Source organism: Kitasatospora sp. NPDC057223 (assembly GCF_042669755.1).
Classification (GTDB): Bacteria; Actinomycetota; Actinomycetes; order Streptomycetales; family Streptomycetaceae; genus Kitasatospora.
The window spans coordinates 1-20990 of the sequence record NZ_JBHUWW010000148.1; the positions used below are offsets into that span (position 1 = coordinate 1).

21 protein-coding genes are annotated in these 20990 nt (G+C 74.6%); 7 read left to right on the plus strand and 14 right to left on the minus strand.

Annotated features, from left to right (window positions below; genetic code table 11):
* The coding region (locus ACFUK0_RS34160) for a hypothetical protein (RefSeq protein ID WP_380256809.1) at positions 1 to 686 on the minus strand (686 nt) is incomplete at its 3' end.
* A gap of 177 nt (positions 687 to 863) precedes the next feature.
* Positions 864 to 2537: a carbohydrate binding domain-containing protein gene (locus ACFUK0_RS34165; protein WP_380256810.1), complete on the minus strand. Its 1674-nt coding sequence runs from the start codon at positions 2535 to 2537 to the stop codon at positions 864 to 866.
* 366 nt (positions 2538 to 2903) lie between these two features.
* Between ACFUK0_RS34165 and ACFUK0_RS34170 the strand changes: the two genes are divergently transcribed.
* The 3 genes from ACFUK0_RS34170 (at position 2904) to ACFUK0_RS34180 (ending at position 4912) form a co-directional block, all read left to right on the plus strand.
* Entirely contained in the window at positions 2904 to 3074 is a 171-nt protein-coding gene (locus ACFUK0_RS34170) for a hypothetical protein (RefSeq protein WP_380256811.1), read from the plus strand.
* Positions 3071 to 3373: a hypothetical protein gene (locus ACFUK0_RS34175; RefSeq protein WP_380256812.1), complete on the plus strand. Its 303-nt coding sequence runs from the start codon at positions 3071 to 3073 to the stop codon at positions 3371 to 3373. The genes ACFUK0_RS34170 and ACFUK0_RS34175 overlap by 4 nt, the downstream gene beginning before the upstream one ends.
* 189 nt (positions 3374 to 3562) lie before the next feature.
* The gene (locus ACFUK0_RS34180; protein ID WP_380256813.1) at positions 3563 to 4912 is read left to right on the plus strand and encodes an acyltransferase; all 1350 of its coding nucleotides are present in this window, start codon (positions 3563 to 3565) and stop codon (positions 4910 to 4912) included.
* A gap of 59 nt (positions 4913 to 4971) precedes the next feature.
* Here ACFUK0_RS34180 and ACFUK0_RS34185 read toward each other — a convergent pair whose 3' ends face one another.
* The 12 genes from ACFUK0_RS34185 to ACFUK0_RS34240 all read right to left on the minus strand — a co-directional run bounded on the left by ACFUK0_RS34185 (position 4972) and on the right by ACFUK0_RS34240 (position 16421).
* Complete coding sequence (locus tag ACFUK0_RS34185; protein WP_380256815.1) at positions 4972 to 5763, minus strand: DUF3050 domain-containing protein; 792 nt, start codon at positions 5761 to 5763, stop codon at positions 4972 to 4974.
* Positions 5764 to 5816: 53 nt separating this feature from the next.
* Positions 5817 to 6779: an alpha-ketoacid dehydrogenase subunit beta gene (locus ACFUK0_RS34190; protein ID WP_380256817.1), complete on the minus strand. Its 963-nt coding sequence runs from the start codon at positions 6777 to 6779 to the stop codon at positions 5817 to 5819.
* Positions 6776 to 7768 (minus strand): thiamine pyrophosphate-dependent dehydrogenase E1 component subunit alpha, encoded by a 993-nt coding sequence (locus ACFUK0_RS34195; RefSeq protein ID WP_380256819.1) that lies wholly within the window; start codon positions 7766 to 7768, stop codon positions 6776 to 6778. Before ACFUK0_RS34195 ends, ACFUK0_RS34190 begins: the two co-directional genes overlap by 4 nt.
* Positions 7765 to 8682, minus strand: a complete 918-nt coding sequence (locus ACFUK0_RS34200) for a phytanoyl-CoA dioxygenase family protein (RefSeq protein ID WP_380256821.1) — start codon at positions 8680 to 8682, stop codon at positions 7765 to 7767. Before ACFUK0_RS34200 ends, ACFUK0_RS34195 begins: the two co-directional genes overlap by 4 nt.
* Positions 8683 to 8719: 37 nt before the next feature.
* Complete coding sequence (hppD, locus tag ACFUK0_RS34205) at positions 8720 to 9715, minus strand: 4-hydroxyphenylpyruvate dioxygenase (RefSeq protein ID WP_380256823.1); 996 nt, start codon at positions 9713 to 9715, stop codon at positions 8720 to 8722.
* Between the two features lie 29 nt (positions 9716 to 9744).
* Positions 9745 to 11007: a beta-ketoacyl-[acyl-carrier-protein] synthase family protein gene (locus tag ACFUK0_RS34210; RefSeq protein ID WP_380256825.1), complete on the minus strand. Its 1263-nt coding sequence runs from the start codon at positions 11005 to 11007 to the stop codon at positions 9745 to 9747.
* Complete coding sequence (locus ACFUK0_RS34215; RefSeq protein ID WP_380256827.1) at positions 11004 to 12623, minus strand: class I adenylate-forming enzyme family protein; 1620 nt, start codon at positions 12621 to 12623, stop codon at positions 11004 to 11006. Before ACFUK0_RS34215 ends, ACFUK0_RS34210 begins: the two co-directional genes overlap by 4 nt.
* A 115-nt stretch (positions 12624 to 12738) precedes the next feature.
* Positions 12739 to 13281, minus strand: coding sequence for a beta-ketoacyl synthase N-terminal-like domain-containing protein (locus ACFUK0_RS34220; RefSeq protein ID WP_380256829.1), 543 nt, complete (start codon positions 13279 to 13281; stop codon positions 12739 to 12741).
* Positions 13278 to 14426: a beta-ketoacyl synthase N-terminal-like domain-containing protein gene (locus ACFUK0_RS34225; protein ID WP_380256831.1), complete on the minus strand. Its 1149-nt coding sequence runs from the start codon at positions 14424 to 14426 to the stop codon at positions 13278 to 13280. The genes ACFUK0_RS34220 and ACFUK0_RS34225 overlap by 4 nt, the downstream gene beginning before the upstream one ends.
* Positions 14423 to 14701, minus strand: a complete 279-nt coding sequence (locus tag ACFUK0_RS34230; RefSeq protein WP_380256833.1) for an acyl carrier protein — start codon at positions 14699 to 14701, stop codon at positions 14423 to 14425. The genes ACFUK0_RS34225 and ACFUK0_RS34230 overlap by 4 nt, the downstream gene beginning before the upstream one ends.
* On the minus strand, positions 14698 to 14982 hold the full coding sequence (locus tag ACFUK0_RS34235; protein ID WP_380256835.1) for a phosphopantetheine-binding protein: 285 nt from the start codon (positions 14980 to 14982) through the stop codon (positions 14698 to 14700). Before ACFUK0_RS34235 ends, ACFUK0_RS34230 begins: the two co-directional genes overlap by 4 nt.
* A gap of 59 nt (positions 14983 to 15041) precedes the next feature.
* Positions 15042 to 16421: a class I adenylate-forming enzyme family protein gene (locus ACFUK0_RS34240; protein ID WP_380256837.1), complete on the minus strand. Its 1380-nt coding sequence runs from the start codon at positions 16419 to 16421 to the stop codon at positions 15042 to 15044.
* 225 nt (positions 16422 to 16646) lie between these two features.
* On the opposite strand from ACFUK0_RS34240, the gene ACFUK0_RS34245 reads away from it, so the two are divergent.
* Genes ACFUK0_RS34245 through ACFUK0_RS34260 form a run of 4 tightly spaced genes read left to right on the plus strand, consistent with a single transcriptional unit; the run spans position 16647 to position 20895 of the window.
* A complete protein-coding gene (locus ACFUK0_RS34245; protein ID WP_380256839.1) occupies positions 16647 to 17783 on the plus strand; it encodes an alpha-hydroxy acid oxidase in 1137 nt (378 codons plus the stop codon).
* Between the two features lie 57 nt (positions 17784 to 17840).
* Entirely contained in the window at positions 17841 to 18614 is a 774-nt protein-coding gene (locus ACFUK0_RS34250) for a methyltransferase domain-containing protein (RefSeq protein ID WP_380256841.1), read from the plus strand.
* Positions 18615 to 18655: 41 nt separating this feature from the next.
* Positions 18656 to 19597, plus strand: coding sequence for an alpha/beta hydrolase (locus ACFUK0_RS34255; RefSeq protein WP_380256843.1), 942 nt, complete (start codon positions 18656 to 18658; stop codon positions 19595 to 19597).
* A complete protein-coding gene (locus ACFUK0_RS34260; RefSeq protein WP_380256845.1) occupies positions 19594 to 20895 on the plus strand; it encodes a PLP-dependent aminotransferase family protein in 1302 nt (433 codons plus the stop codon). The genes ACFUK0_RS34255 and ACFUK0_RS34260 overlap by 4 nt, the downstream gene beginning before the upstream one ends.
* Positions 20896 to 20990: the final 95 nt, after the last annotated feature.

The window sequence follows — 20990 nt, forward strand, 5'->3', positions numbered from 1 at the left end:
CCGTCGGCGCCGGCGGTGCGCGGCGGCTGCGGCCGGTGCGGCGGCCGGGCCGGGTGGAGGATCAGCAGTGCCGGGGTGACGAGCCGGGCCGCGAGGGTCCGGCCGACCCGGAAGAGGGCCCGTTCGCCGGCCGACAGCCAGAGGCCGACCAGCAGCGCCGCGAGCAGGTGGGCCGTCAGCATGCCGATCGTCCGGCAGCCCTGGTGGGCGGGCAGTGCGAGCGCGGCGGCGGCGTGGTGCGCGTGGGCGCCCAGTTCCAGGTCCGCCCCCGGGACGGCGGCCAGGTCGGCCGCCTCGGCCAGCCCGGCCGCCCGGGCCGGTGTCGCGCGGTGCGCCCCGCCCAGCAGGAGTTCGGCCCAGGGCCGTCCGCCTCCCGCCGCCTGGGGGGCGACGGCACCCGGCCCCGGTGAGCACAGGGAGAACAGGGAGCAGAGGGAGAACAGGAGGTGCAGGCCGGCCTGGGCCCCGACCGTGGCGCCGATCACCGGCAGGGGACCGCGCTCGCGGTCGGCGAACCACCACGCGCCGCTGCCCGCCGACGCGAGGGCGGCGAGGAGGGCGCACCCCGGGACGGCCGTGCCCGAGACCAGGACGTGCCCGAGCGAGGCGAGCAGCACGCAGACGGCCGCGAACACCGCGGCCCGCCCTGCGCGTACACCCCGCCCCACGTCCTGTCCGAGATCCATGGCGGGCTCATCGTTGCAGCTGCGCTCCGCCCGCCGCAGGGTCACATCGGCCAAATCCCGGTGGCCGACCGGCAGATGCAGCAGTCGACCTGACAGTAGTTCCGCCAACGCGGGCCATAGCGGGCCCGCCGGGGCCCGGGCCGCCCCTGCGGAGGCGGCCCGGGCCGGGGTCGGACGTCAGCCGGTGAAGCCGGCCGTGATGGAGGTGAACTGCCAGTCGCTCTGGGCGATGCCGGAGCAGTTCTCGGCCAGCCCGCCGCCCGCGCAGCCGCGGTCGCGGTTGACGGACCAGAAGGCGAGCCGGGCGATGTGGTGGGAGTTGGCCCAGTCCCGGATACCGGTCCAGTTCTGGACGGTGGTGACCTCCTGGTTGTCGCTGACGCCGTTCATGCCCGAGATGCCGATGTGGGCGTACGCGGTGGCGTCGTCCCAGCCGAAGACGGACTTCAGCTTGGCCTTGAGGCCCTCGGCGGCGCTGACGGTGCTCGCGTACATGTCGGTGGACGCGTTGCCGAAGTCGAACGGCATGATCGTGAAGACGTCGATGTCCGCGCCGAGCGCCTTGGACTGCTCGATCAGCCGGTTGCCGGCGCCGGTCGGCCCGCCCGTGCCGGTGCCGAAGGTGAGGATGGTCCGCAGGCCGGGGTTGTTCTGCTTGACGAGCTTGAGCGCGCCGATGATGCGGTCCTGGACGGTGTTGTTCTCGAACTCGTCGGTGTTCTCGATGTCGACGTCGATGGCCTTCAGGCCGTAGGCGTCGATCACCTTCTGGTAGGCGCCGGCCAGGTCGGCCACGGTGGCGCAGTTCGGGCCCAGCTTGTTGCCGCTCCAGCCGCCGATCGACGGGACGATGTCGCCGCCGGCCGCCCGCACCGAGTTGATCGTGCTCTGGTCGACGCCGCCGGTCAGCGCGCGCTGGCCGTCCCAGGCCGGGTTGCAGCCGCCGGAGGACAGGATGAACGCCATCGTGAACCACTTGACGCCGGTGGCGTTCATCACGGTGGTCGCGGCCGGCGGGTTGCCCCAGCCGTTGTAGAGGTACGGCGCCGCCTGCTTGAAGCCGGTGCCGGTGCCGCCACCCGCGTCGGTCGTCACGTTCACCGTGTTGGACGCGCCGGAGGTGTTGCCCGCCGCGTCGCGGGCCTTGACGGTGAAGGCGTAGGCGGTGCTCGCCGACAGGCCGGTGACGGTCGTGCTGGTGCCGGTGGCCGTGGCGACCTTCGAGGTGCCGCTGTACACGTCGTACCCGGCGACGCCGACGTTGTCGGTGGCGGCCGTCCAGGACAGCGAGACCGTGGAGGAGGTCTTGCCGCTGCTGGCCAGCGAGCCCGGCACGGTCGGCGCCTGGGTGTCCACCGTGCCCCCGCCGCCGGGGCCGTCGAGGCTGACGTCGTCCGCGTAGTAGGTGCCCTGCCCGTACCAGCCGTTGAGGTACACCTCGGCGCTGGTCTGCGCGGCGCCGGTGGTGAAGGACACGGTGAGCTTGCTGTAGGCGGCGGCCGAGGACGTCCAGGTGGAGCCGGCGCCGGTGACGCCCAGGTAGACGTAGCTGCCGCGGACCCAACTCGACAGCGAGTAGGTGGTGTTCGGCAGGACGGAGACGGTCTGGACGCACTTGGCGGTGTCCGAGGCGCTCGCGGCGCCGGCCAGCGCCTTGGCGCCGCCGTGGACGGGCGTGGAGACGACCGAGCCGAGCCCGCCGGAGCAGGACCAGCCGGAGAGCGAGCCGCTCTCGAAGCCGGGGTTGGTGAGCAGGTTGGCCGCATGGGCCGTGGTGGGCGCGGTGAGCGCGGCTGCTGCTGCCAGCAGCACGGCTGCGCCGGCGGCGGGCAGGCGGGTGCGGACGTTCACGGGGGTACCTCCGGTGGGGGCGTGGGGGTGGAGGTGCGGGGGAGTAGTTGACCAAAATGGACTGGACCAATTCCGATGTCAAGCCCGCCTTCTGACGCCCCGCCCGGCGCCCGGCCGGGGCAACCGGCCTGACCAGCGTCTCCCTGCGGGGCCCGGCGGAGGCCGCGCCGCCGCCCTGTGCTTGTTCGACGGAGAAATCGTGACGACCGTGTGCGGTCCGGCCCGCCCGCCGGTCGCCCGCCACCGGCCGGGCATCCGTTCGGGAGCCCGCCCGGCTCCGTCCTGGCGGTGAATCGGCGGGCGAAGCGCTCCCGGCGGCGGCCGTCCGGAGGTACGGTCGTCATCCGGCTACGGAGGGCAATGTTCATGGCAGGGGCAGAGATCAGGACGTGCACCGCGTGCGGCGGCCTGCGCGGCACCGAGAAGACCGAGCACACGCTCGAACGCGACGCTGAGGGCCGGCTGGCGCCGAAGGCGCACCACTTCTGGTCGCCGTGCTCGATGTGCGGCGGCAGCGGCACGGTGGTCGTCGGATGAGGTACCTCTTCGAGTGCCTGGAGTGCGGCACCCACTACCTGCCGCCCGAGTCCATGCGGTACCCCGACGGGCCGGCCAGCCCGGTGTGGTGCGCCGACTGCCAGAGCGCGATGCGCGAACGCGGCGTGCCGGAGCCGGAGATCCCCGCGAGGATCGCACTGGCCGCCGCGAAGGCCGCCCTCGCCGCGTACACCGCACCGGCCGGGGCGCCCGCGCCGTCGGACGTCCGCCCCTCCCGTCCGGCCCGCACCCGCCGCGCCGCCGCCGGCCCCGGCAGCACCCGGAGCCGGCTGGGCTGACCGGCCCCCGGTCCGCGCGGACCCCCTTTTGACCAGTGATCGATATTTGGACTAGACCACTGGATTGCGAACTCCCGCTGCCCTATCGTTCGGGGTGTGCCGAAGCCGCCCGGCCGGCTCCCTTGCGTGGCAGCGCCGTTGACGCTCCGTCCGGCCACGGGCCCGACCCTCGAAACGGAGCACGACACCATGAGTGCCTGGCCTCAACTGCGCGAATCCCGTACCGTCCGCGCCGGGCACGCCCCCGGGACGGTGGTGCGCTGCGGGCTGGTGGACACCATGCTCGCCGACCTGTCGGTCTCGGTCGTGTACTTCTTCGAGCAGGCCCTCGACGAGGATCGGCTCGCCGCCGGGCTGGCCCGCGCGCTCGACCTGCTGCCGGTCTTCGCGGGCCGGCTGCGCACCGCCGACGGCAGGCTGGAGATCGTCTGCGACGACTCGGGCGTGCCGGTGGACAGCTACGACGTCGACGAGACACTGCCCGAGGCGATGGGGCGGGTCACCCTGGCCAGCGCGCAGCTCGTCCAGCCGGTCGAGGCCTCGCCCGCGCGGGCCGGCGGGCTGCCGCTGCTCACCGTCCGGGTCAGCAGGCTCGCCGGCGGCGGTAGCGCGCTCGGCTGCTCCTGGCACCACGCGGTCGGCGACGTCCAGACGTTCATGCTGCTGATGCGCGCCTGGTCCGCCGCCGTGGAGGGGCTGGAGCTGCCGCAGGCGCAGCTCGTCGAGGACCAGGACGCCTACCTCGGCAAGGTGCTCCCGGCGGAGGACTGCGGCCGGCCCGGGTTCCGGCTGCCCGATGCGGCGGAGGCCGCCTTCCTCGGCGCCGAGGTGGCGAACGCGGCCCGGGCGAACCGCACCGTCCAGGTCTACTTCGGCGACGCCGAGATCGAACGGATGCGCCTCGCGTTCAGCGCGCAGGCCGGGCGCAGGCTCTCCTCCAACGACGCCCTGTGCGCCCATGTCGTGAGCAGTGTCCGTGAGTTGGACGAGGACGGGGAAGTCCGCGGGCTGACCATGCCGGTCAACGTCCGGCGCCCGCTCGGGCTGCCCGCCGGCCTGGTGGGCAACCTGCTGAGCGAGATCCACCTGCCGTGCGTCCCGCAGGACGGGCCGGCGGCCCTCGCGGCCGCGATCCGGACGGCGGTCGAGGACTTCACCGGCTCGCACCTGAACCTGCGCGCCAACCTCGCCTTCCTGGAGGCGATCGGCAGGGACCGCTTCGCCGACTGCGTCCCGCTCGGCTTCGACCCGGCACGGCGCCGGTTCACCTTCTCCAACTGGAGCCGGTTCGGCGCCTACACGGTCAGCTTCGGCGGCGCCCGGCCGGTGTTCTTCAGCCCGGCGGCCAACCTCCCGCTGCCCTGGGTCTCCTGGGGCGTCGAGGGCTTCGACGGCACCGGCTTCCTCTTCACCGTGGTCCTCCCCGCCCGGCTCGCCGGCCGGCTGCGCGGCGCGGACGGGCGCGCCGCGCTGCACCGATTCCGCGACCCGGGTGACGTCCTGCCCCCGCTGGCCGCGGCCGTGCGCAAGGTGGTCTGAGGAACGGCCGGGGGCCGGCCACCCGTGGCGGGTGACCGGCCCCCGGGCCGCATCGGCGGTTACGCCGGGAAGGCGGCCTCGATCGCCGTCCAGAGCCGCACCCGGGCCTGCAGCGCCGCGCGGACGGTCTCCGCGCACGCCTCCCACTTCGCGGTGTCGTCCCCGCACAGGTCGATCAGCATCTGCATCGCCATCGGGGTGTGCTGCTCGCCGTCGACCTCGATGTGGCGGGCCAGGTAGTCCTTGAAGACCGTCAGCACGCCGTCGGTGTCGTCGATCCTGATGACCTGGGCGAACATGTCCGGGATGAGGTCCTCCCGGCCGAAGGCGAAGGCGGCGGCCCGGCAGTGCACCGGGGCGTTGTCGATGATCTCCCAGGTGGTCGTGGTGAAGTCGACGGCCGCCTGCGGCACTCCGGCGGACTTCAGCGCCTCCGGCACCGGGACGCCGCCGCGCAGCAGGTCGAGGAAGGCCTCGACCGGCGCCGGGTCCGCGCCCGCCTGCCGCATCCCGTCGACGTACAGCTCGAAGTGGCTGATGAAGCCCTCGCCGAGCTCGTCGCTCTCCTCCACCAGGACGATCTCGTTGATCAGCCGCCGGCTGGCGGTCGGGCCGGACGGTACCCAGGGCACGTCCACGCTGGTCAGTTCGCGCTGGAGGCTCTTCAGCAGCGACATGAAGTCCCAGACCGCGAAGACGTGGCGGTCCAGGAAGGTACGGACCCGCTCGATGCTGTTCAGGCCGCCGTAGATGCTGTGCTCGACGACCTCCCGGCGCAGCGGCTCGATCGCCTGCTGGAGGCCGGACAGGCCGGGGTGCGAGCGGTCCCAGTGGTAGCGATTTGTCGACATGTTCGGACTCCTCGGGCAGTACGTGGTGTGGGGGCGTGGGGCTACTGCTGGTGCTACTTCATGACGGCGCGCAGGGCGTGCCGCACCTGCTCCCGGCCCGGCTGCAGCGCGCGGTCGAGCAGGGGGGCGAAGGGGAGGACGGCGCCGTCGGGGCGGGTGACCCGGCGGGGCGGGGCGATCAGGCGCATCTCCTCGGCGGCGGTCGCCAGCACCTCGCCGCCGATGCCGCAGCTGCGGTTGGAGTCGTCGACGACCACCAGTCGGCCGGTGCGCTCCAGCGAGGCCGCGAGCGCCGCCCAGTCGAACGGGTACAGCGTCCGGGGATCGAACACCTCCACGGAGATCTCGTCGGCGAGCTCCTCCGCCACCGCGAGGGCGTCGTGCACTAGGTGGCCGACCGCGACCAGGGTGACGTCCGTGCCCGCGCGGTGCACCCGCGCCGACCCCAGCGGGACGGGGGCCAGCTCCCCGGTGACGTTCTCGCGGACGCCGAGGGCCGCGGCCGGCGCGAACACCACGACCGGGTCCGGGTCGCGGATCGCCGAGAGCAGCAGCCCGTACGCGTCGGCGGGGGTGGCGGGCACCACGGTCTTCACCCCGGCGTGCGCGAACAGGCTGTACGGGTGGTCCGAGTGCTGGCCCGCCCAGCCGTCCCGGGAGCCGGATCCGGGCACCAGGCAGGTCAGCGGGACGCTCGCCTGGCCGCCCGTCATCAGCGAGAACTTGTGGGCCTGGTTGACGAGTTGCTCGAAGACCAGGAACAGCAGCGAGGGGATCTGGAACTCGATGACCGGCCGCCGCCCGGCCAGCGCGGCGCCGATCGCCATCCCGGTGAAGGCCTGCTCGGACAGCGGGGTGTCCACCACCCGGCCCGGCCCGAAACGGCTCAGCAGCCCGAGCGTCGGCCCGGCCAGCCCGGCGCCGACGTCCTCACCGAACACGCAGACCGCCGGATCGGCGGCCAGCGCGTCGCCGAGCGCCCGGTTGAGGGCCTTGGTGTACGAGAGCCTGCTCATGCCACCGCCCCCGCCCTGGGCCGGAGCCCGTCCGCGTACAGGTGCTCGCAGGCACCGGCCGGGTCGGGGTGCCCGGAGGCGAGCGCGAACCGCTCGGCCTCGGCGAGCTCCGCGTCGACCCCGGCGTCGATCTCCGCCCGGCGGCCCGGGTCGAGGGCGGCGCCGGCCCGTGACAGCGGGTCGCGGGCACGCCAGCTCTCGATCTCCTCGGCGCTGCGGTAGTTGAGCTTCATCCGGCGCTCCATGGTGTGGTGCCCCTCGAACCGGTACGTCCGGCACTCCAGGAAGCCCGGCCCCCCGCCCGCCCGGGCCCGCCCGGCGGCCTCGTCGGCCGCCGCCCGTACGGCCTCGGTGTCCATGCCGTCCACCTCGACGGCGGGGATGCCGAAGGCGGCGGCCCGGCCGAGCGCGCTGCCGGCCACCGCGGTCGCGGCGGGCAGCGTGGTCGCGTAGCCGTTGTTCTCGCAGACGAACAGCACGGGAAGCCGCCACATCGCGGCCAGGTTGAGTGCCTCCAGCAGCACGCCCTGGTTGAGGGCGCCGTCGCCGAAGAAGGTCACCGCGACCCGGCCGTCCCCCGCCTGCTGGGAGGCCCAGGCGGCGCCGACCGCGATCGGCGCGCCGGCGCCGACGATCCCGTTGGCGCCGAGGATGCCCAGCGACAGGTCGGCGGCGTGCATCGAGCCGCCCCGTCCCTGGTTCAACCCGTCGACCCGTCCCGCGAGTTCGGCGAGCAGGCGGCGCGGGTCGGCGCCCTTGGCGAGCACGTGGCCGTGGCCGCGGTGGGTGCTGGTGATCCGGTCCTGCGGGCCGAGGGCGGCGCAGACGCCGACCGCCACCGCCTCCTGGCCGATGTACGGGTGGATGCCGCCGGTGATGACGCCGGACTTCACCAGCCCCAGGGCCGTCTCCTCGAAGCCGCGGATCAGCCGCAGCATCCGGTACCTGGCCTCGGGGCTGTCCAGGACGGCCGGTTGACGGGTCGTCACAGGGCGCCCTGCCAGATCGGCGGGCAGATCTCCGGGTCGGCGTAGTCCGGGCGGCCGTCCGGGGTGCGGCGCACCACCACGTCGTGGTTGTACGAGGCCGCGCTGCCGTCGGGGCGGGTGGCGTGGCGGTACTCGTTGGCGCCGTCCTGGAGGTGCAGCGAGACCGCCCGGCGCGGGGTGTCGGCCAGGTTGGCGCCGCTGCCGTGGTAGGTGCGGCAGTGGTGGAAGCTGACGTGCCCGCGCGGGATGACCACCGGGATCTTGCGCACCTCCTGGCCGTTGAACCGGGCGTTCTCGATCAGCAGGCCCTCCAGCTCGGAGCGGTCGCGCTGGGCGAAGTGCCGGGTGGAGTCCTCCCCGGAGGGGAGCTCCTCCCAGCGGTTGCTGCCGTCGACCATGGTGATGGTGCCGTTCCTCTCCCCGCAGTCGTGGAAGGGGATGAAGGCGGTCAGCATCCGCTCCGAGGAGGAGGTGTGCCAGTAGTGCTTGTCGAAGTGCCACGGCACCTGGTTGCTGGGCTCCTCGGGCACCGGCGGCTTGTAGATCAGGGTCGACTGGAAGACCCGGATCTCCTCGGCCCCGGCGAGCAGCGCCGCCACCGCACCGAGCAGCGGCTTGCGCAGGATCGCGCCGATCGCGTCGCTCTCGTGGTGCACGTAGTCGTTGTGCCGCTGGACGGGCCCGTGCGCGGGCTCCCAGGCGGCGAGGTTCGGCGGGCGGACGGCCAGCGTGCGGTCCCGGTGGCCCTCGTAGTACTTCTCGGTGGCGTCCTGGAGGGTGTCGAGCTCCTCGTCGGAGAACAGCCGGCGGGAGAGGTACCAGCCGTGTTCGAGGTAGCCGGCGACCTCCTCGGGGGTGGGCAGCAGGTCGCGCTCCGCGCCGGTCAGCCGGAACGTCTGGGGGGTGGTCGTCATGGGCCGGGCCTCCTGGGTCGGTCTTCGGCGGGGGTGGTCAGACGGACGCGGTGGCGTTCTGCCGCTCGACGGCCTCGTACAGGGCCTTGATGTTCGCGGTGCCGAACGTCCCGGCCCCCTGGCGTTCGATCAGCTCCAGGAAGAACGTCCGCCGGGAGTGCACCGAGCGGACGAAGATCTGGAACAGCTGCCCGCCGTGGTCCTGGTCGACCAGGATGTCCAGCTCGCGCAGGGTGGCGACCGGGATCGCGGTCTCCCCCAGGCGCTGGACCAGGCCGTCGTAGTAGGCGGCCGGCGTGGTCAGGAACTCGACGCCGCGCCCGCGCACCGTCCGCACCGCCGAGGCGATGTCCCGGGTGCGGAAGGCGAGGTGCTGGACGCCGGCGCCCTCGTGCGCGTCCAGGAAGCTGTCGATCTGGCCCGGCTGGCGGGCGGTGTCCGGCTCGATCAGGGTGAAGGTCACCGCGCCGGAGCCGCTCTGCACCACGCTGGAGTCCATCGCCTGCGCGCCGACCTCGATGTACTCGCCGAAGATCCGGTGGAAGCCGAGCGCGGCCTCGCAGAACCGGACGGCGGGAGCCAGCTCCCCGGCGGGCACGCAGATCGCCACGTGGTCGAGGGCCTCCAGCAGGTCGTCCGGACGGGCGTCGCCGGCCTCGGCCGGCAGATCGGCGACGAAGCGCAGCGCCACGTCGCCGAAGCCGGCGACCAGCCCGCGCGCGCGGTCCAGCACCTGCGCGCCGTGGCGCTCGGCGCGGTCCAGCGCCGCCTCCGGGTCGGGGCAGCCGAGCGCGATCACGGCGACGCCGTCCCCGTGCCGGGCGACGAACCGCGCCACCGGGTGGTCGGCGGCCGAGGCCGAGCTGATCCGCAGCCGGATGCCGCCCTGGTGCAGGTGGACGCTGTGCACACCGGGCCGGGCCGGCGGCTGGTAGGTGTCGGGCGCGAAGCCGAAGCCGGCGCGGAGGTCGGCCGCGGACTGCTCGGCGTCCGCGCAGTGGTACTCGACATGGGTGATGGCCTGGATGGACAACGGAGCTCCCGGCTTGATGGTGTGGGCTGCTACTTGGAACGACTGGTCGAGGCCGGGCCGAAGATCAGGCTGATGTTGTGGCCGCCGAAGGCGAAGGCGTTGCTCAGGGCGGCGCCCACCGGCAGGTGCCTGGCCGCGCCCCGGACGTGGTCGAGGTCGCAGGCCTGGTCCGGACTGTCCAGGTTCAGCGTCGGCGGCAGCACCCCGCGGGCCACCGCCAGTGCGGTGGCCGCCGCCTCGACCGCGCCCGCGGCCCCCAGCAGGTGGCCGGTCGAGCCCTTGGTCGAGCTGACGGCGGGCTGCTCGTCGCCGAACACGGCGCGCAGCGCGGCCGTCTCGGCGACGTCGCCCAGCTTGGTGCCGGTGCCGTGCGCGTTCACGTAGCCGATGTCGGCGGGCGCCAGGCCCGCGTTCGCCAGCGCGGAGCGCATCGCGTCGGCCGCGCCCTCCCCGTCGGGGCGCGGCATGGTCGGGTGGTGGGCGTCGGTGGACGCGCCCCAGCCGATCAGGTCGGCGTAGCCGGCGGCGCCCCGGGCGTCCGCGTGGGCGGTGCGCTCCAGGACGAGCACGGCGCTGCCCTCCCCGAGCACGAAGCCGTTGCGGCCGGCGTCGAACGGCCGGCTCGACTGCGCCGGATCCGCCCAACCGTGCGCCAGTGCATGGGCGTTGGTGAAGGCCGCGGCGATCGTCGGGTGCAGCGAGGACTCGCTGCCGCCGCAGACCACCACGTCCGCGTCACCGGCCCGGATCAGCCGCAGGCCCTCGGCGACGGCCTGCGCACCGGCCGCGCACGCCGTCACGACGGCCGAACTGTAGCCCCGGATCCCGTGCTTGATGGCGATCCTGGCGGCGGCCATGTTGGACAGCATCCCGGGCAGCAGGTACGGGCTGACGCCGGGCCGGCCGCGGTCCAGGCGCTTGTGCGACTGCTGCTCGAAGGTCTCCAGCCCGCCTCCGCCGGTGGCCAGCACCACCGCGATCCGGCGCGGGTCGACGTCCCGGCCGACCACCAGGCCGGCGTCGGCGAGGGCGTCGTCGGCCGCGGCGAGGGCCAGCAGGACGAAGCGGTCCACGCAGCGGGTCTCGGTCGGCGGCAGCACCTCGCGGCCGGCGATCGCGGGGGCCAGCCCGGCCGCTTCGAGCCAGCCGTGCGCCGGGTGGCCCTCCGGCAGCGCCGTGATGCCGGAGCGTCCGGCGGTCAGCGCGTCGAAGAACTCGGCGGGCTTGCGGCCCACCGGGGTGACCAGGCCCATCCCGGTGACCACGGCGCCGGGTCGTGCGCCGGCACTCACCGGGCGGCCACCGAGTCGAGGTAGCGCTGGCGGAGCAGCACCTTGCGGACCTTGCCGGTCGGACCGAGCGGGATCTGGTCGTCCGCCACCACCAGGACCTGGCGCACCGTCGCGGCCGTGTGCTCGTCGAGCGCCGCCGTCACCTCCTTGGTGCGGTCGGCTTCCGGGTCGGCGCCGGCGGCGAGGATCAGCAGGATGTCGGTGACCACCTGGTCGCCGTCCTTGACGGCGACGACCGTGCAGTCCAGCACGTCGGGGCAGCGGGCGAGCACCCGCTCCTCCGACATCGCGGTGAACAGCCTCTTCCCGTCGCCGAGTTCGACCGAGTCCACGGCCCGGTCCACGTGGTACCAGTAGCCCTCCTCGTCCCGGTACATCAGGTCGCCGGTCAGGAAGTACCCGCGGACCCTGGTCCGGAAGGTGGTGGCCGAGTCGTTCCAGTAGCCGAGCGCCAGCGTCGGCGAGGAGGTGCCCAGTTCGCCGACCTCGCCGGGGCCGAGCGGCTCGCCGTCGGGGCCGAGCACGGCGCAGTCCACGAAGGCGTGCGGCCGGCCGACGCAGCGGCCGTAGCGGTCGGTGCCGGGCCCGTGCGTGATGAAGAAGTGCGAGTGGCCCATCTCGGTGGAGCCGAGCCCGTCCACGAACAGCGAGCCCGGGACGCGGGACCGGCCGGACCGGGTGACGGTCTCCCGCGAGCCGGCGGCGATCAGGCGGCGGATGTGCACCTCGTGCGCGCAGTCGCCGGTGTTCCACCACAGCGCGACCGAGTCGAGCCCGCGCTCGCCCAGGTCGTGGTGGGCCAGTTCGGCCCAGGTGGCGGCGAAGCCGATCACGCCGCGCGGCTGCCAGCGCTCGATCGCGTCCAGCACGCCGGCGCCCGCCTGCCGGGACAGCAGCGCGATCTCGGCCTGGGTGCTGAGTGCCAGGTTGACCGCGATCAGGGTGGCGGCGTGCGGCGCGGGCAGCGCGCTGAGCATCCGCTCCGAGCCCTGCGGGCGGGGCAGCGACAGACGGTGGCGGATCGCCGCGTAGAGGCTCGCGTGCGAGTGCACCACGGCCTTGGGCAGCCCGGTGGTCCCGGAGGAGTGGGTGATCGCCACCGGGTCGCCGTGCCAGTGCCGGTAGGGCTCCGGCGCGGCGTCCGGGTCGCCCGCCCCGAGGGTGCCGATCTCGGGCAGCGCCGGGGCGCCCGGTTCGAAGCCGTCGAGTGCGGCCAGGTGCGCGGCGTCGGCGAGGATGCCGACGGCGCCGAGCCGGCTGATGTAGCGGGAGGCCCGGTCACCGTCCAGGTTCGGGTTCAGCAGGGCCGGGATCGCGCCGAGCCGGGCGAGCGCGAGGAACGCCAGCACGTGGTCGGCGGCGTCGCTCGCGTAGACCACCACCGGGTCGCGCGGGGCGATGCCGAGGGCGTGCAGCGCGGCGGCCCTGGCCCGGACGGCGCGGTCGAGTTCGCGCAGGGTGAGGGGCTGCCAGGCGGCGTGCCCGTCGACCGGGGTGTCGAAGGTCAGCAGTGGCTCGTCGAGGCCTAGCCCGAGAGCGATCCTGCTGGTCAGCACGTTGCCGGCGCCGACCTGCGGATCGTCCGCCAGTAGGCTGCGGATGCTGCGAATGCTCACGGTGGTGAATCCCTCCCATGGCGCTGGCCATGCTGGTACGAGGCGGGACGGCGGGAACCGCGTCGGGGTGTCTGTGGGGGTGCGGCGAGGGTGCGTGCGAGGTACGTGCGGGCGGTCAGGCGAAGGCGACCAGGACGGCGACGGCCCGGTCGGTGGCGGTGCTCTCCGCGGCGGTGACGGTCTCCGTGGCGGTGACGGTCTCGGCGGCGATGACGAGGACCTGGTCGGCGTCGCCGTCCGCGAGGAGCAGCTCCGCCAGTTCGAGGGCGTCCGGCGGGACTTCGCCGGGCACGGCGTCGGCCGGGCTGACCGCGACCACGGGGCCGGTCAGCTGCCAGCGGGCGGCGATGTGCCCGAGCACGGCATTGGGGTTGGACTGGAAGAACAGCAGGGGCGGCACCCGGCGGTCGGAGGCCGCCGCGGTGTCGATGGCGAGGGCGGTGCCCCGGTCGCCGCCGCTGCTGGTGAGCAGCAGCGCGGTTCGGCTGGGACCGTACCCCGGTGCGCCGGGCGGCCCGTGGTACGCCCGCAGGCAGCGTTCGGCGGTCTCGGCCACCAGGGGGTTGAAGGAGGAGGCGCTGAAGCCGGGGACGGGCGGCAGTGACCGGTCGCCGGGGCCGGGCCAGCGGCCCTCGGACAGGACCCGCAGCCCGCTCACCGGGCGGCCACCAGGAGCGCCGTGTTCGCGCCGCCGAAAGCCGAGTTGAGGCTGAGCGCGTAGTGCGGGCGGGCCTCGCGCGGCCCGTCCAGGACGAGGTCCAGCCCGATCTCCTCGTCCCGGCCGAGCAGGCCGGCGTTCACCGGCAGCAGGCCGCTCTGCAACGCGCCCACGGTGACCGCGAGTTCGAGCAGCGCCGAGGCCTCCAGGGCGTGACCGTGCACCGACTTGCTCGAACTGACCGGCAGTCGGTCGGTGTGGGCGCCGAACACCCGGCGCAGGGCGCTCGCCTCCGCCCGGTCCGCCAGCGGCGAGCCGGTGCCGTTGGCGTTGACATAGCCCACCTCGGTGGGTGCGACACCCGCTCTGGCGAGGGCGGACTCCGCGGCCCGCGCCATCCCCTCGCCGTCCGGGACGGGGCGGCAGACGTGGTACGCGTCCCCGGACCGGCCCCAGCCGGCCAGCCGGGCCAGCACGGGGGCCCCGCGCAGTCCGGCCGCTGCCTCGGCCTCTACGAGGACGGCGACGGCCGCGTCCCCCAGCAGGGTGCCGGTGCGCCCGGTGCTGAACGGGCGCAGCTCGCCGTCGCGGGCGAGTGCCCGGCCGGCGTCGAACGCCGCGAAGACCCCGGGCTCGACCAGGTGTCCGGCCGCGACCAGCACCCGGGGGTGGCGCCCCGAGGCGACCATGGCGGCCGCGTCCGCGACGGCGGTGCCTGCCGCCACGCAGGCGCCGGTGTACACCCGGGTGACTCCGGGGACGCCCCAGGCGCCGGCCGCGCCGGCGGCCACCGTGGCGGCGGCCTCCCGGGTGCCCAGGTCGCTGTGCAGGGCCAGTAACAGGGGCGTCGGCTGCCCCTCGGCCGGCCCCGCCGCCTCGTCCGGGCCGGCCCGCTCGGGCAGGCCGGCCTGGCGGCAGGCGTCGCCGATGACGCCGAGCAGGGCGTCGGCGAGCCGCACCGGGCCGGCCACCAGCGCGGCCCGCCGGGTCGTGCGCCGGGAGACGTCGAACCGGGCCACCGTGCTGAAGCCGGCCTTGCCGTGGCCGGCCGCCGCGGTCAGCGGGCCGAGGCCGGAGCCGAAGGCGCTGAGTACGCCGAGGCCGGTGATCACGGGCCGGGCGGCGGGCTGGGCGTCGGCGCTCATGTCCGCGCGGCCCCGACGCTCCCGGCGGCAGCACCGGGCACTGCTGCGAGGACGGCCGCCCGCAGCACCTCGGTGGCGTCGTCCACCGTGCGGATCGCCTCGAACCGCTCGTCCGGGAGATCCAGCTCGATCCCGTACCGCTGCTCGAACTCGGCTATCAGCCAGGTGAGTTCGAGAGAACCGAGGGACTCGTGGACGGCGCCGTCGGAGCGCTCGCCGAAGCCCGCCAGCATGACCAGCACCTCGGCCCGGCCCGGCGGCGCGAGGCCGCTCACGCCGCGCTTCCGGCGGTGGCCGCCGCGCCGGTGCCGACGGCGATCCGCCGGGCCACGTCGGCGGTGAACTCGTCGAGGGTCATCAGCGCGGTGTTCTCCATCTCGTCCAGGTCGAACTTCACGGCGAACTCGTCCTCGACCTGCACCGACAGGTCGGCCAGGGCCAGCGACTCCAGGTCGAGGCCGGCCGGGCCGAGGTCGGTGTCGCCGGTGACCTCCGACACGTCGTACTGCATCTCGGTCAGCGCGGCGAGGACGAACTCGCGGATCCGGTCCTGCATGGTGAACTCCTGTACTGCGCTTGGCGCGCGGTGTCCGGGGGAGGAGGTGGTGCGGTGGGTCAGGGGGATGCGGGGGCCGGGGCCGCGGCGCGCAGGGCGGCCGGGTCCCGCAGGAGCTTGCCGGTGGTGGTCCGGGGGAGGGCCGGCAGGAACGTCAGGGCGCGCGGGCGCTTGTAGGCGGCGAGTTGCGCGGTGACGGCTTCGCGGACGGCGCTGCCGCCGGCGGCGTCGTCCGCGCCGAAGTCCGTGACCAGGTACGCCTCGACGGCGCCCCGGTCGAACACCACGACGGCCTCGCGGACTCCGGGCAGGGCGGCCAGGGTCTGCTCGACCTCGCCGAGGTCGACCTTCAGGCCGCCGATCGAGACCTGCGAGTCCCGGCGGCCGAGCACGGTCACCCGTCCGGAGCCGGTGTCCAGCCGGGCGGCGTCCCGGGTGTGCAGCCAGCCGTCGGACCAGCGGGCCGGATCGGCGAGCCCCGGATACGGTGAGGCGGTCTGGCGGATGTGCAGCTCGCCCGCCGTCTCGCGCAGCTCCATCCCGGCCACCGGCTCGGTCTGCGGGTGCAGACGGCCGGTCAGGTCGGTCGCGATGACGCCGAGTTCGGTCATCCCGTACATGGTTCCCAGCGGGACGCCGTACCGGGCCGTGAAGGCCGCGGGCAGTCCGGGGCGGACCAGCTCGCCGGCCACGATCATCCGGCGCAGCTGCGGCAGTGGCGGCGGCGCCGCCACTGCCGCCAGCAGCTCGGCGTGGAAGGGGACGCCGATCACGGTGGTGGGGCGGCCGTCCGCCGCGACGGCCGCCAGGATCCCGGCCGCCGTCATCCGTTCGGGAACGCTCAGCGGGGCCCGGGCGTGCAGGCTGTTCAGCAGCCCGCCGACCAGCCCGAGGACGTGCACCACGGAGGAGAGCAGGACGACCCGGTCGCCGCCGCCGGGGAAGTCCACGAGCTGCCGGTAGCAGCCGAGTTCGCGGAGCAGGTCGGTGGCGGTGCGGGCGATGACCTTGGACGGTCCGGTCGACCCGGAGCTGAGTTGCAGCAGCACGTGGCCCGTTGCGGCGGGCCGGCCGCCCGTGAGCGGTACGGCCACCGGATCGGTCTCGGCGAAGCCGCGCAGCGCCGCCGAGGGGCGGTGCGGCGACTGCACCAGGACCTGTGGTGCCAGCCGGCCCAGCGCCTGCTCGACCTCATGGTCGGTCAGCCGGTGGTCCAGCAGCAGGACTTGCGCGCCGAGCTGCCAGCCGGCCAGCAGGGCGGCGACGAAGCCCAGGGAGGGCGGCAGCCGTAAGGCCGCCGTTCCGCCGGGGGCCAGACCGGCACGGGTGAGCCGGTCGCGCTGCTCGGCGACCAGGGCGCGCAGGGTGTCGCGGTCGACGGTGGAGCCGAAGTGGAGGCACTCCTCGTCGCCGGGGCCGGCGAGGAGGAACTGTTCCACCCAGTGTTCCGGCGCTTCGGCGTGCGGAAAGGGGGAGGGAAAGCCGGTCAACGCCACTCCACACAGAGGAGGTTGATATGGACGTCGGTTCACGGGAAGTCATGCTCAATTCCGAAACCAGACAATTGCACAGACGAATCGTCAAATCAAGGTCTATACCAATGAGGTCTGGACCTCCTACGCTGCCGACCCAGGACTGGTCCGATCGCGGCCGTCCGGGAGAGGATGCCCGTGGGACCGCTCACACTGGCCGAGGTCGAGCACGAAGCACGTGCCCGGCTCCCGGCCGAGGTCTGGGACTTCATCCAGGGCGGCAGCGGGGCGGAGCGTACGCTCGCCGCCAATCTCGCCCAGTTCGCCGCCCACGCGCTGCGTCCGAGAACGCTGGTCGACGTCTCACACTGCGAGCCGGCGCTGACCCTGCTCGGCTGCCCGCTCGACCTGCCGGTCGGCATCGCCCCCATGGCGTACCACCGGCTGGCCGACCCCGAGGGGGAGACCGCGACCGCCCGTGCGGCGGGCCGGGCCGGCGCGCTGCTGGTCGCCGGGATCTTCGCCAGCCGTACGCTGGAGGAGATCGCGGCCGCCGCCACCGGGCCGCTCTGGCTGCAGCTCTACTGGCTGCGGCGCCGGGACGCCCTGGCCGCCCTGGTGGAGCGGGCCGAGGCGGCCGGCTACCGCGCGCTGGTACTGACCGTGGACGCCCCCCGGGTCGGCCGGCGGCTCAGGGACGCCCGCAACGGTTTCGCGGTGCCCCCGGAGATCCGGGCGGTGAACCTCGACCCGGCCCTGATGGCCGCGAGCCACCGCGGCGGTGCGGGCGCCTCCGGGATCGAGGCGCACGCCCGTGAGCAGTTCGACCCCACGCTGACCTGGGCCGACCTGGCCTGGCTGCGGGAGCGCAGCACCCTGCCGCTGGTGCTCAAGGGGATCCTCACCGCCGAGGACGCCAGGCTCGCCGCCGAACACGGCGTGGACGCGGTGGTGGTCTCCAACCACGGCGGCCGGCAGCTCGACGGCGCCCTGCCGAGCCTGGCCGCGCTCCCCGCCGTGGTGGACGCGCTGCCGCCGGAGTTCCCCGTCCTGTTCGACGGCGGGGTGCGCACCGGGACGGACGTCGCGACCGCGCTGGCCCTCGGGGCCCGCGCCGTGCTGGTCGGGCGGCCGGTGCTCTGGGGGCTCGCCCGGGCGGGGGAGGAGGGGGTGGCGCACGTCCTCGGCCTGCTGCGCGGCGAACTGGAGGACGCGATGGCCCTGCTGGGCCGCCCGAGGCTGCGGGATCTGGACCGGAGCGCGCTGGCGCCGTGGCCCGGCAGGCCGGATTGTGTGCGAACTGACAGGACGCGAACGGCAATTACGTGAACGCGTCAGATGAACAGCAATATATGTGCCAGGCATGACAAAGACGGAGCGTCAGACATGAAGAAGCAGGATTCGTTTCCCGGCTGGGACTGGGACGATCCGGACGGCCTCGCGGTGCTCCTCGACGGCTTCAGCGAGCAGGTCGCCACCTGCGACAAACTCGAACCCGTCGCCGCAGGGCTGCCGCGCGACCGCGAGGACTTCCTCGGACTCGGTCTCACCGGGATCGAGTTCGCCGCCTTCAGGACGGCGCACCCGGCCGGCCTGGGCACCGACCTGGCCGCCCTGAGCAGCCCCGGCCTGACCACCGAGCCCGGCACCCTCTACCGGGTGGACGGTGACCGCAGCTTCACCCAGCTCGACATCTCCGAGCCGCTCCCCTTCGCCGACGCCAGCGTCGACTGGGTCTACGCCGAACACCTCATCGAGCACGTCACGATGCCGGTCGCGGTGCACTGGCTGGGTGAGGCCAGGCGGGTGCTGCGGCCCGGCGGCGTCCTGCGCGTCACCACCCCCGACCTGGCCCGCTACCTGGTCGGCTACGCCACCGACGACGGCTTCCTCGCCCGCCACCGCCGCCGGCTCGGCATGCTCGGTTTCGGGCCGCCGATGCCCGCCCGCCCGGCCTTCCTGGTGAACCAGATCTTCCGGTACTACGGCCACCAGTGGATCTACGACCTGGACGAACTCCGGCACGTCCTGACCAGGGCCGGGTTCGCCCCCGAGCAGATCCGCGCCTGCGCCTACCGGCAGGGAGCGCGCCCCGACGTCGCCGACCTCGACACGGCCTTCCGCACCGACGAGACGATCTACGTCGAGGCCGACCGCTGACTCCCGGCGCCGCCCCGCCGCCGCGAACCGACAGGACACCCATGCCACTGCACCCCCAGGCCCAGGCCCTGCGCGAGCGCCGCTCGCAGTCGGGGGCCCCACCGCTCTACACGCTCACCCCCGCCGAGGCCAGGGCCGCCGACCTGGCCGACATCCAGGCCGCCGCCGGCACCCCGGAGCCGGTCGCTGCGGTCGAGGAGCACCGCATCCCCGGCCCCGGTGGCCCGCTGGCACTGCGGCTCTACCGGCCGGCCGGCGTCCCGGACACCGGGCCGCTGCCCGCCCTGCTCTACCTCTTCGGCGGCGGCTGGACCCTGGGCTCGCTCGACACCTCCGACGCCCTCTGCCGCCGGCTCGCCAACGCGGCCGGCTGCGTGACCGCCTCCGTCGGCTACCGGCTCGCACCGGAACACCCCTTCCCCGCAGCCGTCCAGGACTGCCGGGCCGCCGTCCGCCTGCTCTCCGGGCAGGCCGCCGCACTCGGCATCGACCCGGGGCGGATCGCCGTCGGCGGCGACAGCGCCGGCGGCAACCTGGCCGCCGCCCTCGCCCTGCTCTGCCGCGCCGAGGGCGGCCCCGCCCTGCGGCACCAACTGCTCGTCTACCCCAACACCGACCACCGCGCCGACACCCCCTCGCTGCGCGAGAACGACGACCCGATGCTCTTCAACCGCCGCTCGGTGCAGTGGTACTGGGGCCACTACCTGGCCGCCGCCGCGGACGGCGACGACCCGCTGGCGTCCCCGCTGCGCGCCGCCGACCTGTCGGGGCTGCCGCCCGCCACGGTGATCACCGCCGAGTACGACCCGCTGCGCGACGAGGGCGAGCAGTACGCAGACGCCCTGCGCGCCGCGGGCGTGCCGGTCGACGCCCGCCGCTACGACGGCATGCCGCACGGGTTCTTCGCGATGGCCGGGGTGCTGGACGCGGGCGGCGAGGCGCAGCAGTACGCCGCCGACCGGCTGCGCGAGGCCTTCCGGTGAGCGGGCCGCTGCCCCTCGACGAGCTGCACGGCTCCCTCTCGGACCCGCTTCTCGACGCCATGACCTTCCTCAACGAGGCCACCTCCCGCTACCCCGAGGCCGTCTCCTTCGCGCCCGGGCGCCCGTACGAGGGCTTCTTCGAGCCGGCCGACGTCCACGACTACCTGGACGCCTACCTCGCCCACCTCACCGACCGCGGCCTCGGCCCGGAGGCCGTCCGCAGCACGCTGTTCCAGTACGGGCCCACCAAGGGCGTCATCGCCGGGCTGGTCGCCCGCACGCTGGCCAACGACGAGGGCCTGGACGTGCCGCCCGAGTCGCTGGTGCTCACCGTCGGCGCCCAGGAGGGCATGCTGCTGGTGCTCAGGGCGCTCTGCGCCGGCCCCGACGACGTCCTGTTGGTCAGCTCGCCGTGCTACGTCGGGGTCACCGGCGCGGCCCGCCTGCTCGACCTCAGTACCGTGCCGGTGCCCGAGGGCGCCGCCGGCGGCCCGGATCCGGACGCCGTCCGCAGCGCGGCCCGGGCCGTCCGGGCCGGCGGGCGGCGCCCGCGCGCGCTCTACGTCGTCCCCGACTTCGCCAACCCGTCGGGGACGAGCATGCCCACCGAGGCCCGCGCCCGGCTGCTGGCGGTGGCGGCCGCCGAGGGCCTGCTCGTCATCGAGGACAACCCGTACGGGTTCTTCGCCCGCGAGCCGGGCAGCAGGCCGACCCTCAAGGCCCTCGACCGGTACCGGCAGGTGGTCTACCTCGGCTCCTTCGCCAAGACCTGCTTCCCCGGCGCCCGGCTCGGCTACGTGGTCGCCGACCAGGAGGTCCGCGCACCCGACGGCCGGCGCACCCTGCTGGCCGACCAGCTGGCGAAGCTGAAGAGCATGACGACCGTCAACACCCCGGCGCTCAGCCAGGCCGTGATCGGCGGCATGCTGCTGCGCCACGACTGCCGCCTGCGCGCGGCCAACGCCCGCGCGACCGCCTTCTACGCGGCCAACCTGGGCACCCTGCTGGGGGAGTTGGAACGCCACTTCCCCGAACCGCTGCGGAGCCGGATCGGGCTGGACTGGAACCGGCCCGAGGGGGGCTTCTTCGCCGTGCTGACGCTCCCGTTCGCCGCCGACGAGGCGGCGATGGAGCGCTGCGCCCGCGACCACGGGGTGCTGTGGACGCCGATGGCCCCCTTCTACCCGGCCGGCGGCGGCGAGCGCCGACTTCGGCTCTCGATCAGCTCCCTGACGACCGAGCAGATCGTCGCGGGAGTGGCCGCACTGGCCCGGTTCATCCGCGCCGAGGCCGGCTGACCGGGCAGCGCCGTGGGGGGGGGGGGGGGGGGGCCGGCCCGGGCCCCGCCGCGGGGGGGGGGGGGCGCCCCCCGGGGGGGACACCCGGGGGGCCG

What these genes read in the sequence shown, in the direction of transcription:
- ACFUK0_RS34190 (WP_380256817.1), bottom strand. Translation starts at nt 6,779, where the DNA reads ATGAGCAGGCTCTCGTACACCAAGGCCCTCAACCGGGCGCTCGGCGAC.
- ACFUK0_RS34245 (WP_380256839.1), top strand. Translation starts at nt 16,647, where the DNA reads ATGCCCGTGGGACCGCTCACACTGGCCGAGGTCGAGCACGAAGCACGT.
- ACFUK0_RS34225 (WP_380256831.1), bottom strand. Translation starts at nt 14,426, where the DNA reads ATGAGCGCCGACGCCCAGCCCGCCGCCCGGCCCGTGATCACCGGCCTC.
- ACFUK0_RS34255 (WP_380256843.1), top strand. Translation starts at nt 18,656, where the DNA reads ATGCCACTGCACCCCCAGGCCCAGGCCCTGCGCGAGCGCCGCTCGCAG.
- ACFUK0_RS34200 (WP_380256821.1), bottom strand. Translation starts at nt 8,682, where the DNA reads ATGACGACCACCCCCCAGACGTTCCGGCTGACCGGCGCGGAGCGCGAC.
- ACFUK0_RS34180 (WP_380256813.1), top strand. Translation starts at nt 3,563, where the DNA reads ATGAGTGCCTGGCCTCAACTGCGCGAATCCCGTACCGTCCGCGCCGGG.
- ACFUK0_RS34175 (WP_380256812.1), top strand. Translation starts at nt 3,071, where the DNA reads ATGAGGTACCTCTTCGAGTGCCTGGAGTGCGGCACCCACTACCTGCCG.
- ACFUK0_RS34235 (WP_380256835.1), bottom strand. Translation starts at nt 14,982, where the DNA reads ATGCAGGACCGGATCCGCGAGTTCGTCCTCGCCGCGCTGACCGAGATG.
- ACFUK0_RS34185 (WP_380256815.1), bottom strand. Translation starts at nt 5,763, where the DNA reads ATGTCGACAAATCGCTACCACTGGGACCGCTCGCACCCCGGCCTGTCC.
- ACFUK0_RS34170 (WP_380256811.1), top strand. Translation starts at nt 2,904, where the DNA reads ATGGCAGGGGCAGAGATCAGGACGTGCACCGCGTGCGGCGGCCTGCGC.
- ACFUK0_RS34250 (WP_380256841.1), top strand. Translation starts at nt 17,841, where the DNA reads ATGAAGAAGCAGGATTCGTTTCCCGGCTGGGACTGGGACGATCCGGAC.